1 protein-coding gene is annotated in these 274 nt (G+C 67.5%); it reads left to right on the plus strand.

All coding sequences use genetic code 11. The features are described 5' to 3' along the window. Window positions 1-274, plus strand: a 274-nt coding sequence (locus SB754_RS20240) for an alpha/beta fold hydrolase (RefSeq protein ID WP_410784158.1), incomplete at both ends; no start/stop codon positions are given.

Raw genomic sequence — 274 nt, forward strand, 5'->3', positions numbered from 1 at the left:
CGGCGCAAGTCGCGGAAGGTCACGACATGGATCGTTACGCAGCCGATGCGTTCGCCGTGGTCGAAGCGCTGGATCTTCGGGATGCAGTGCATATCGGTCACTCCACCGGCGGCGGCGAAGTCGCCCGCTATGTCGCGAGGCACGGCGTGCCGGCCGGGCGTGTCGCCAAGGCGATACTGGTCAGCGCGGTGACACCGCTGATGCTGAAGACCGAGGCCAATCCCGACGGGGTGCCGATCGAGGTATTCGACGGGTTGCGTGCCGGCACGGCGGC

Origin of the sequence: Leifsonia sp. SIMBA_070, assembly GCF_046534635.1 — a bacterium.
GTDB lineage: Bacteria > Actinomycetota > Actinomycetes > Actinomycetales > Microbacteriaceae > Leifsonia.